The following is a 10,635-nucleotide window of genomic DNA, read 5'->3' on the forward strand; positions in this document are numbered from 1 at the left end:
CCGCGAGGCCCGCCAGCTTCCGTAGTCTTGACGGATTGGCTATCGATGATCGCTGCGCTGGGGGTCGCTGCGCGACCCTCACGCTGACGGACCAATTCCCGAAGGATCGTGTGGAGTGCCTCCCAGACCCCATGGAGCCGCCAAAGACGATGGGAGTGATAGACCGTCTGCCACGGAGGCAAATCATGAGGCATCGCTCGCCARGCGATGCCGCCCCGCAGGACGTAGAAAATCCCGTCCAAGATCTCTCGAAGAGACCTGCCACGGAGGCAAATCATGAGGCATCGCTCGCCAGGCGATGCCGCCCCGCAGGACGTAGAAAATCCCGTCCAAGATCTCTCGAAGAGACCATTTTCGGGGACGTCCCACGGAGGCTTCTGGAGGAAAGAACGGGAAAAGAACGTGCCACTCGGCGTCTGTCAGATCGTTCGAATAGGCAGATCGGGACATGGGCGCATCACCTCAGCCCAATCGTCCACCTTTGTTGCTGCGGGAAAAACCTGCACCAGCACGTTTTTCAGACGCACTTTATTRATCACGGCGTAGGTTCGCATCCATGAGGTGTTGTGGGAGGTCAAGATATCGGACACGTTGCCACCCGCCGATCAGCTTTTCCTTCAGTGCCGTCAGGGNATCACGGCGTAGGTTCGCATCCATGAGGTGTTGTGGGAGGTCAAGATATCGGACACGTTGCCACCCGCCGATCAGCTTTTCCTTCAGTGCCGTCAGGGTGCGGGCACAGAAATTCCCCAAAACCTGGCGCTTCACGTACGCCCAGACCAGCTCGATGGGATTGAGCTCGGGCGCATAGGGAGGCAAATACACCAGCGAGAAGCGTTCGTGGCAAGCCACGAACGCTTRAACTGCTTTGGCGCGATGGATGCCGGCATTGTCCAGCACCACCACGATGTCTCCCTGGATATGGCGTAACAGGTGCTGGAAGAACCCRATGACGTCCATGCTACGGATCGCACCTGTCTTGGTGTTCTGCAAGAACTGCCCACCCGACGTGATCGCAAAGGTCGTCGAGAGCTTCTCCCAGTTGGCAGGCAAGGTGACCAGGGGCGTSACGCCCYTRGTGGACCAGGTCCGTCTGCGGACCCCTTTCAGGGCAAATCCCACCTCATCGAGGTAGACGAGAGTGGCGCCCTCAGCGACCTTTTTTTTTCAACTCCGGGGCCACCTGTTCTTTCCAGCCACGCCCTTGGTGGACCAGGTCCGTCTGCGGACCCCTTTCAGGGCAAATCCCACCTCATCGAGGTAGACGAGAGTGGCGCCCTCAGCGACCTTTTTTTTTCAACTCCGGGGCCACCTGTTCTTTCCAGCTGGCAATCCGAACTTCGTTGCGTTCCGCCGCACGCCCATCAGGCATCTGCGGGGTAAAGYCCAACCGACGCAGGATGTGCCGGACATGGTCATGGTGGTACCAGAYCTCGAAGTGCCGGCCGATCAATTCGCTGACACGCCGRGTCGTCCAGGTCTCGTCCCGAAAGCCGTGATGCACCGCACCCTCCCGCAGGAGGGTGCGCAACCGCTCATCTTGCTCCGCCGTAAGCCGCGAGACTGGACCCCTGGCCACGGTGGCCTGAAGACTGCCGTTGCGTTTCAGCCGACCTTTCCAGCTGTACACGGTGTGCACCGAGACCCCAAAGTGATCGGCAATCTCCTGATTCTTGTGCGTTCCGCGTGCGATCCATTCAAGCGCCGCGAGGCGGCGCTCTTCGAGTTGAGCACGGGAATAACGGGTAGGCTGCCATCCAGGCATGCCCCAAGACTATCAATGCTAAGCCGTGACGTGATCAATAGACCAAAGTTGGCCATTCTCGGTAGTACACCGCTGGGCCACCGTTCACGTCACGACATCACGGCGGAGTACGGCAAGCGCTTTATTCATCCTTCGCAGGCGGGTCTCCACAGTGGCTGCAGTTTGGAGCTGCTGATAGATCGCGTACTGTGCCTGTCGACCTAGCGAACTGAAGGCCTGCTGTGCTCCTGGCGTCCTCTGTAGTGCATCCAGAAAGTCCTCCGGCAATACCATCGTGGCTGCGCCGGCGTAGGCCCGCTCCCAACGCCCATCGTTCCGGGCCGTCTGAACCTGATGTAGACCCGGCGGCTGCATCGTCCCCCGCTGGATCAATTCTTCTGCCAAGGTACAGTTCCGTGCCGACCAACTGGATCTGGGACGGCGGGGGGTCAGCCGTTGAAGAAACGAGTCGTCGTCTCGCGCGCGGCGCTGACCATCGATCCACCCCCAAGCCAGTGCCGCGCGTACACAGTCGTCCCAAGTCACGGACGGCCTTCCCGTCGCCTTTTTTAGCAGACACACCCATAATTCCCGCTGATCGGCGTGATGCTGTTCCAGCCAGTCCCACAGGAGGTCAGGGCTGGCGAAGGTGTGGCTAGTAGGAGTGGACGACAGCTGATCCGTCATGAAGAGAACTGCTCACCAACCCATCCTTCGCTCGCGGCCCAGAGGGCCATTGCCTGCTGTGGGTCAATTGCGTATGGCCGCACACCCTCCGTACCCGGCTCCAAGGCTTCATCCGTCACCTGGGTCGTCACATGGGCATTCTCGCAGTAGCGCCCTCCGATTTCATCAGCCGAGGCGACCACTGCGGCCCAGACGGAGGTGGCTGCGCCCTGAGGGATGGTCTTGGGGATGAAAGGAGACTTGCCTTGACTCTCCCGTGCTGCGTTCGTCGCGTCCACCATCCGGTCAAAGCCGCCCTCAGGAAGATGTCGCCCCAGGGCTGTAGGAATCGCACCGGGATGAACAGCTGTGGCCCGAATCCCACGGGCCCGATGTCGCCGGTCGAATTCAACCGCGAAGAGAATGCTGGCGGTCTTGGAACGGCCGTAGGCCACGAACGGGTCGTAGGGGGTCGTCAAGAAGTGTGGGTCGTCAAGGTCGACAGCCGCAAACCGGTGGCCTGAAGAAGCGACGATGACCACTCGCGCACCGTCATGCATCAGGGGAACGAGCCTGTTCACGAGGACGAAATGACCGAGATAGTTCGTGGCCATCTGGGATTCGAAGCCGTCCTCCGTGAGACGGAATGGGGCTGCCATCACTCCAGCGTTGGCGATCACGACATCGAGTGATCTCCCGCGGGCGAGCAAGGCTGCGGCACAGTGACGAACACTGGCCAGGGAGGTCAGATCCAGCTCGATCAGTTCAAAGCTTCCCCCGGAGTGAGCCGCTGCCCGTTGAACGACCTCATTATTCTTTTCGGCTTGAGCGACATCTCGGGCTGTGCCAATGACGTGAGCGCCATGCGCAACTAGGGCGCGCGCTGTTTCGATACCGATGCCGGACGAGGTGCCTGTCAGGAGGACATGCTGACCATGAAGGTGGTGTCCTTGCAGAACATCATCTGCAGTGCTTTGTGCTGTGAAAGAGGGGGGCATGCTGTTGTGCTCCTCTGAGAATGAAAGCAGCAGGCAGGGGCGACCTCCCAGCCACACCCGCCTCAAGGGTGGTGATGGCCTAGATCAGCCCTGATAAGGCACCTCGACGTCAAGAACCCAGGTCACGCCGAAGCGGTCCTTGAACATGCCGTAGAGGGGCGTCCAACCGGAGGGTGCAAGCGGCTGCACGATGATGGCGTCCTCGGACAGCTTGTTCCACAGGGCCTGAATCTCGTCCGTATCCTGACTGCGGGCTGAGACGAAGAAGGCCGCTTCTCCCTGAGTCCAGGGCAGGTGCGAGGGCACGTCGTAGGCCATGACGCGAAAGCCGCTGGACGCGATAACTTGCCCGAACATGATCTGATCGGCTTCGCCAGGATGCTGGACGTTGTGGGCGTCCTGATAGGTCACGAGGACGAGCTGGCCCCCTGTCGCGGACTGGTAGAACTCGAGGGCGGAGCGCGCGTTGCCTCGGAAGTTGAGATGGGGCGTGACATTCATCATGATGAACTCCTATGGAAGTTGGGCGAGCCGCGGAGAGCGGGAAGGAGAACGCCATCGACCAGAGCTTCGAGAAAGCCCAGAGTGAAGGGCTGGCGCTGAATCAGCGACCGATAGGCGGCCATGGCGGCTACGACATGGGAGAGGCTGGAGAGATCCGCTGACGCCGAGATCTCGCCACGCTGTGCGGCGCGCTGCATCAGCGTGAGGTGGGCTTGAGCCCAGGGCTGCACGACTGCCGCATCAATGTCCTGAGCGAAGTCGGCATCGTGGGCCAGCAGAGAAGCGAGACCGGTGACCAGTCGGAGACGACGTTCCGTCTCTTCGGCGGACTGTGGCTTGAAGAGGGCAAGTAGATCGTCTCTCAGATTCCCAGTGTCGGGAAGGTCATTCAGGTCGATCTGCACCTGCCTGAAATGCGCTACAGCGTCACGCATCAGTTCTGGCTTCGATGCCCAGCGGCGGTAGATGGTGGCTTTGCCTGTTCCTGCCCGTGTAGCGACCAGATCCATGGTCAGTGCAGCAGCGCCAGTGTCCGCCAGGGTATCGAGTGTGGCATTCAGAATGTGGGCATCGAGAGCGGGATCGCGCTTACGCCCGAGGGGTGACGATGAACGGCTTGGAGTACTACGGTCAGAAGTCATCCAATACCTTACCTCCCTCATTAAGATACTATCCGGTTCCAGAAATGTAAAGTATCGAAACTAAATAGTTCCGAATTTGATTGGGATGGGCCAGGTGGACTGCGCGGATAGTCAGGGTCCTAAGAGTGCTAGGACTTCAGGAGGGCCTATTCAAAAAATAAAAGGCAGGGTGGTCCCTGCATTGCCCCGACGATGAACAGGGTGTCGCTGAGGCGGGCCTGCCCTCCACTGCCGGTGATGAGCGCCTTGATCGGGGGCCGGCCTCTGGGCGGGAGAAGCGAGGAGGGAGAGAAGGACCAGGGCCGGCACTCAAGGCGAACGCCAGAGCGAGGGCCGATGCCAGGAAAGCAGGTTGGACGGTCCACCTCTTGAACTACGATCTCCCCATGCTGAGCCTCCATCCCATGACCCCTAAAAGCTTCCAACGGTTTCTCGAGCGTTCAGTGACGACGTACGCCGCCGAGAACGTCCGAAGCGGCCGGTGGACTGCTGAGGATGCGCAGGAGCGCTCCGCAGGGGAGTTTCGGACGCTCCTTCCAGAGGGCTTGGCGACCCCAGACAATTTCTGCTTCGATCTCCACGACGCGGACCGGCATCAGGACGTCGGCGTGCTGTGGTACAAGCTCCTGCAACGAGGTAGCCAACAGATCGCCTTCGTCTATGAGATCGAGGTTGGGGCGGAGCATCGGCGGCGTGGGTATGCCCGGGAGGCATTCAGGCTGCTCGAGCACCATGCGGCGGAGCGGGGCGCAACGGCCGTGCAACTGCATGTCTTCGGGCACAACCACTCGGCCCAGGCGCTCTACGAAGGCCTAGGCTTCGAACCCGTGAGCATCACGATGCAACGGGAGCTGAAACCCCTCCACTGACGCCCAGAGAGCAAATGCGCTCGACCTCCAGAGCCGCAGACGAGACGTTCTGGAGGGTCGAGTGCCCCAAACAGGCGGAGGGCAAGGCCATCCCGCCCTACGTCGGTCGCCACGGCGCCCTCTAGGATTCGGTGCGCTCCACAGGTGTACGGCAGTCTTGGATACCGTTCCCAGCTGGTCGCTGACGTGCAGATCGGCGAGCCGCTGGCAGAGTCGCCTCGGGTGCTTCTGCCAGCGGCTCGCCTGGACGCCCGGCTCCTGACTTTGGCCCAGCAGAATGCTCGGCTGACTTGGAAGGATGAGGTCTGAATGTCAGAGCAGCCTCGTAGCGCTGCTTGGCCACCCAACTGAGCTCGCCAGCACGCCTGGGCTGAAGGCCAGGTCCGTGGGGATGACACGGTCTGGCGCGGGTAGGGCTAGGTTGTGTCCGCAAACTGCTCTTCATAGGCAAGAATGGCGTGTGGTACGACGCTATGAACTGACCGACGAGCAGTGAAGCCAGCTGGCTTCACTGCTCCCACCACAACGTCAGCGAACAGGGCGGCCTTCTCTGGATCATCGCACTGTCCTCAACGGCATCCTCTGGATCAAGCGCTCGGGCAGCGCCTGGCGTGATCTCCCCGAGCGCTCTGGCAACTGGAAAACGGTGAGCTCTCGGTTCTATCGCTGGCAACAGCAAGGTCTATGGGCACAACTGCTCGCCCGTGTGCAAGAGCGAGCAGACCATGCCGGGCAGGTGGACTGGGACGTCCAGATGATCGACAGCACGATCGTGCGTGCCCATCAAAGCGCCGCTGGCGCAAAAAAAGGGACGGCGACGAAGCCCTCGGCCGCTCCCAGGGTGGCTTTGGAACGAAGATCCACCTGAAATGTGACGGCCAGGGAAGGCCGCTGGCCTTTCTGCTCACGGCTGGCCAGCGCCATGAGATGTTGATGTTCGAGGCGCTGCTGGACAGTGGCAAGATCAAGCGGCGGAGTCGGGGTCGGCCCCGACTCCGCCCGACGTACGTGCTGGCGGATCGGGCGTACAGCGGTGATAAGGCCCACCAGCTATGTCAGCGACGGCGCATCCGACGGGTGGTCCCTCCCAAGCGGGATCATCAGAAGCCACGGTCATATGACCGTGGCCTCTACCGACGTCGCAACGTCATCGAGCGGTTGATGGGTCGCCTGAAACGCTCTCGGAGAATTGCGACCCGCTTCGAGAAACGGGCGTGTTATTACGGGGCGATGGTTACGATCGCCTGCATCATGGAGTGGCTCTGATGGTTTGCGGACACAACCTAGCCGTTTGTCTTATGAAATGGAAGCCTCAGCTGAGGCGGAAGTGCCGTTTAGGCTCTCATGGCTCCCGTCCCAGTGCATGGTGTAGCGGAGCTCATCACCAGCGAAGGTCGCGAAGCCATGACGGGCATACAGATGAAGATCGGGATTGTCCTTGGCTACCTGCAGCCGTATTCCGCAAGACGCTGCCTGAGCACGGGTCTGGATGGTCTGGAGGACCGCCCCACCGATCCCCCGCCCTCGCCAGTCCGGCAGGAGACTGAAGTCCACCAAGACCAGATCGGCCTCCAACCTCGCCGTCAGGATACTGCGCACCATAGCCCCGGCGCTGCGCCTGAAACTGAAGTTCAAGCAGAGGCTCCCACATTTCATCGGGAAGGCTCTGGAGGTCCTGACGAACCGAGCCATACAGGAGCCGGAGGAAAGACAGGTCTCCTTCCTCCACATCCCGCAAGGTCCAAGGCGGGCGCTCAACCATGCAGGAACGTATTCTGCCATCCACTGCGGGGCGCCTGAGTTTGGGCGATCACCCCAGGATGAGTAGCCAGCGGCCGCTGCAGGCTACCCAATCGGCCTCCCATCTGATGCAAAGCCGCAGTGAGATGACCCTGAAGGTCCGGAGCGACTGGCCCCCGGACACCCGTGAACTTCTGGGTGGACATGGCGGCCATCAGAGCTAGGGGAAGGCGCGGTGTTCCGGCCTCAAGCGCACGACTCAACCAAGTCCCGGTATCGAAGCCCAGAGCGAACAGGGGCGAGGTCTGCGAAGCCTGCGCCGCCACACCGCTGAGCTGTACCGGACTTCCCAGCGCTCCCATGGTCCCAGCGGGGGCTCCTGCGCCAATCCCCAGACCACTGGCACTCACCTGCATGCCGGCCTGGCGGAGGGCAGCCAACAGCGCCAGCGCGCCTTCGCTGGCCACGACATGAACAGTGCGAACGTTCTCATTTCGAAGGTGCTGCACGACTCGCTGGGCCTCGGCCCGGGTATCCATCTCGCCGAGCAACGTCGTTCCCGTGACCTGGCCCCCGGCACTCTGCAGCCCAGCCGTGAAGGCATAGGGCAGGTCGTAGCCACTGTCCAAGATAGAGAACAGCAGGTGCACTTCCTTCTGCCCACCGCGAGCCAGGGAAGCCCCAAATGCCCATTCCGCTTCCCAGGCGTGCAGTGAAGTCGTCAGGGTGAGGGGGTGGCGGTGCTGCGGCCGCGCCATCAGGACACCGACCTCGGCGTTGAGATGCAGCACGTCCCGCTGGGCCAACACGGGGGTCAGGTGCTCGCCCAGACCGTCTCCCAGAGTCACCAGGACTTGGGGCGCGGAAACGAGCGCCGCGCGCGCCGCGGCCTGCGCCTGACGTGGACCTGGGCCTGTGGAGTAGCGGCGCAGCGTCATCTCCTGCGCCGCACAGCCCTGCCGGAACCCTCGCTCGAACGCCTGAGCGAACTGGGGATAGGGCTGTGGAGTAGCGGCGCAGCGTCATCTCCTGCGCCGCACAGCCCTGCCGGAACCCTCGCTCGAACGCCTGAGCGAACTGGGGATAGGGACTGCGTTCAGGCAGAAGCAGGGCAACGCTCAGCGGGGCGAGCTTCGGAGCAGATATCGCGGCAGCCACCCCACCCCCACCCAGGAACACCGGACCCAGGACGGCCAGGGTCTTAAGCAGACCACGGCGAGTGGCCTGTGCAGGAGAAGAGGGCACGTCGGTATCAGGCAGTTCTGGCATTTAAGAAGTCCTTGCAGGAGGAGAGGCGTTGAAGCAGCAAATTATGACCGAGGAGGGAAAACACCCTGCAAGGCGATAATGAAGTTAATGACCTGAAAGGGCGGCAGATTATTGTGGGGCTGACTTCCACCTGTATTCTCGATCGCAGCCGAAGCCATTGGACTGATCGACTGTGCAGGTCCGTACGCTGCACCCTCACTACTCCGGGCTAAGACCTTCCCAGCCGGGTTGTTGCTTTCGCCCACATCGCTGGCCGCACGTGCAAAGTGCACATGTGCCGCCAGTTGCTGAGGCACTAACGTGACCGAGGCGACGCCACCCGAACTCCCCAGAGGGTAGCTCGAGCGGCCTGGTGCCTGACCCTGATGGATGGGCGTCCGGCCCCGCAGATCTGGGAGGGCAAAGGTGACGGTCCCATTGCCGCCATAGGCGACGCCTAACAGGGCATAGAGCGCTGTGTAGAGGGGCAAAATTGCCCGTAAACATCCGAATCTCACCAAGAAAAGGATCCATAGTTTCTCCCTTACCGTCTCACATCCATGCTCTTTCTTCTTTAAAAACAAGTCAGGCTGGACTAGGATAGATGCCATACAGCGAGATAATGAAATTCACGGCCAGGTAGGGCGACCGGTTTTCGTGTGGCACACTTCCACCCGTCACCGCAAGAGCAGAGGACAACAGCGACACGTTGGGCGTGTCGTCGAGGTACAACGATAAGCCCGTGGTTTGCGCGAGCGTTCCACCTGCAGAGCTCTTGGTGGTCGCTGGGGACGCGGTCGCCTTGAAGGCATGCGTATGCGCGGGGATTTGCTGCGGATTCAGCGTCACACTCTCGCTTCCGCCTGACTGACCCATCACCATGTTCCCCCCAGACAACGTCCCCTGATGAACCGGCCACCGGCCTCGCAGGTCCGGGACGGCAAATGTGTTCTGTCCGTCCCCGCCATACGTCGTGCCGATCAGATTGAAGAGTACGTCGTATTCACTGATGGGCAGGAGACTGCCGTCGCAGAACTGCCAGCCTTCTGGTGCATAATTCCCGCCGAACATTCGGATCTCACCGACATAGGATTCACTCATCTCAGGACCTCGAAGGGTAGATGCCGATCAGCGCGATGATGTAGTTGATGACGAGGTAGGGCGGCATATTCTCGTGCGCCTGATTTCCCCCTGCGGACGTGATGCTCGTCGAAGAGAGTGAGACGTCGGTGCCCGTACCGTACACGTCTCCTGTCGCAGGCGCCGCCAGGAGATTGTTCGCCGGCCCAAGGGCTGCAGCTGCCGCAGTGCTACCCGTCAGGGTGTGGCTGTGGAGTGGCATCTCCGGCGTGGTCAGGATGTGAGCTGTCTCTCCCCCCGTTTGGTCCAGAGAGTAGGACGGTCCACCTGATGCCGCGCCCATCCCCAATGGGACACGGGTCTGAAAGTTGGGAAGGGCGAACGTGGTTTGCCCATTTCCACCGTAGGTCGTCCCTAGAATGGAGAACAGCGCCTGATTCTGATTGATGGGCAGCAATTGTCCGTTACACAGCGCCCAGCCTTTGGGGGGGAATCCGAAGCCAGCCAGACGAACTTCTCCAATAAATGAGTCCATAGATGCTCCTGAGATGTCAGCGTACTGGTGTGCTCGTACCTTAGAGACTCGGTTCCGTACAGTTGCCAGCCACTGGGGTGAGGGTCGCCGAGTTGCGGATGCGAGTCGTCGCGCCATTGTTTCGCGAGGCGATGGTATTCGTCGTTCCTGTCGCCCCAGTGCCACTCAAGCCTGTCAGGGTGAAGGTTGTCCCCCCACGCTGACGCACCACGACCGAGCTCTGCGGGCCGTTCGTGCCTCCGTTCTGCCCACTGACCGTGTTGCCCGTCAAGTTCGCACACAAGCGGTCCGNCGTCGAGTACGGGTTGTACCCGCACCTGAAGCTACGTGAGAACGATCAGCCCGTCAGGATGAAGGTCGTCCCCCCACGCTGACGCACCACGACCGAGCTCTGCGGGCCGTTCGTGCCTCCGTTCTGCCCACTGACCGTGTTGCCCGTCAAGTTCGCACACAAGCGGTCCGTCTCGGCGGTGTCGATGCCTACGGTCAGGCCGATCCCCTCGAGCGCTTCACTCGCCGCCGCGTTGGGCGTCGAGATGCTGTTGTTCCTCACCGTCAGGTCCAAACTGGCCGTCCCCGTCGACGCTTCCGTGAGCTGCCCGGCGCGCAG

Annotated in this window: 14 protein-coding genes and 2 pseudogenes; 2 read left to right on the forward strand and 14 right to left on the reverse strand. The window is 61.3% G+C overall.

All coding sequences use genetic code 11. The features are described from left to right. The 8 genes and pseudogenes from ASF71_RS25350 to ASF71_RS16895 form a co-directional block, all read right to left on the reverse strand. On the reverse strand, window positions 1-278 hold a 278-nt coding region (locus ASF71_RS25350), incomplete at its 3' end, for a transposase (protein ID WP_235514561.1). Beyond that, a complete protein-coding gene (locus ASF71_RS25890; RefSeq protein WP_369815013.1) occupies window positions 184-450 on the reverse strand; it encodes a transposase in 267 nt (88 codons plus the stop codon). The genes ASF71_RS25890 and ASF71_RS25350, both read right to left, overlap by 95 nt. 183 nt (window positions 451-633) lie before the next feature. Continuing rightward, a pseudogene (locus ASF71_RS24810) lies at window positions 634-1,122 on the reverse strand (IS630 family transposase); the annotation flags it as partial. 157 nt (window positions 1,123-1,279) lie between these two features. Further along, entirely contained in the window at window positions 1,280-1,765 is a 486-nt protein-coding gene (locus tag ASF71_RS16875; RefSeq protein WP_056302372.1) for a winged helix-turn-helix domain-containing protein, read from the reverse strand. Between the two features lie 84 nt (window positions 1,766-1,849). Beyond that, entirely contained in the window at window positions 1,850-2,431 is a 582-nt protein-coding gene (locus tag ASF71_RS25895; RefSeq protein WP_056302373.1) for a YdeI family protein, read from the reverse strand. After that, complete coding sequence (locus tag ASF71_RS16885; RefSeq protein ID WP_056302374.1) at window positions 2,428-3,408, reverse strand: SDR family NAD(P)-dependent oxidoreductase; 981 nt, start codon at window positions 3,406-3,408, stop codon at window positions 2,428-2,430. The genes ASF71_RS25895 and ASF71_RS16885 overlap by 4 nt, the downstream gene beginning before the upstream one ends. A gap of 84 nt (window positions 3,409-3,492) precedes the next feature. Then, entirely contained in the window at window positions 3,493-3,912 is a 420-nt protein-coding gene (locus tag ASF71_RS16890; RefSeq protein ID WP_200939733.1) for a VOC family protein, read from the reverse strand. After that, entirely contained in the window at window positions 3,909-4,553 is a 645-nt protein-coding gene (locus tag ASF71_RS16895; RefSeq protein ID WP_056302381.1) for a TetR/AcrR family transcriptional regulator, read from the reverse strand. Before ASF71_RS16895 ends, ASF71_RS16890 begins: the two co-directional genes overlap by 4 nt. Before the next feature lie 386 nt (window positions 4,554-4,939). Between ASF71_RS16895 and ASF71_RS16900 the strand changes: the two genes are divergently transcribed. After that, the gene (locus tag ASF71_RS16900) at window positions 4,940-5,422 is read left to right on the forward strand and encodes a GNAT family N-acetyltransferase (RefSeq protein ID WP_082506146.1); all 483 of its coding nucleotides are present in this window, start codon (window positions 4,940-4,942) and stop codon (window positions 5,420-5,422) included. Window positions 5,423-5,933: 511 nt separating this feature from the next. Further along, window positions 5,934-6,673, forward strand: a pseudogene (locus ASF71_RS16905) (IS5 family transposase); the annotation flags it as partial. A gap of 45 nt (window positions 6,674-6,718) precedes the next feature. On the opposite strand, the gene ASF71_RS25900 reads toward ASF71_RS16905, so the two are convergent. The 6 genes from ASF71_RS25900 to ASF71_RS24580 all read right to left on the reverse strand — a co-directional run. Further along, entirely contained in the window at window positions 6,719-7,204 is a 486-nt protein-coding gene (locus tag ASF71_RS25900) for a GNAT family N-acetyltransferase (RefSeq protein ID WP_082506145.1), read from the reverse strand. Further along, entirely contained in the window at window positions 7,177-8,100 is a 924-nt protein-coding gene (locus tag ASF71_RS16915; RefSeq protein ID WP_056302378.1) for an ABC transporter substrate-binding protein, read from the reverse strand. The genes ASF71_RS25900 and ASF71_RS16915 overlap by 28 nt, the downstream gene beginning before the upstream one ends. A 372-nt stretch (window positions 8,101-8,472) precedes the next feature. Then, window positions 8,473-9,021 carry a phage tail protein gene (locus ASF71_RS25905; protein ID WP_369815014.1) on the reverse strand — a complete coding sequence of 183 codons (549 nt, stop codon included), beginning with the start codon at window positions 9,019-9,021 and terminating at the stop codon, window positions 8,473-8,475. After that, window positions 8,996-9,511, reverse strand: coding sequence for a phage tail protein (locus ASF71_RS16920; RefSeq protein ID WP_056302379.1), 516 nt, complete (start codon window positions 9,509-9,511; stop codon window positions 8,996-8,998). The genes ASF71_RS25905 and ASF71_RS16920 overlap by 26 nt, the downstream gene beginning before the upstream one ends. Before the next feature lies 1 nt (window position 9,512). Continuing rightward, entirely contained in the window at window positions 9,513-10,025 is a 513-nt protein-coding gene (locus ASF71_RS16925) for a phage tail protein (RefSeq protein ID WP_056302380.1), read from the reverse strand. Window positions 10,026-10,362: 337 nt separating this feature from the next. Continuing rightward, on the reverse strand, window positions 10,363-10,635 hold a 273-nt coding region (locus ASF71_RS24580), incomplete at its 5' end, for a hypothetical protein (RefSeq protein ID WP_200939736.1).

This window comes from Deinococcus sp. Leaf326, assembly GCF_001424185.1.
In the GTDB taxonomy this organism is placed as follows: domain Bacteria; phylum Deinococcota; class Deinococci; order Deinococcales; family Deinococcaceae; genus Deinococcus.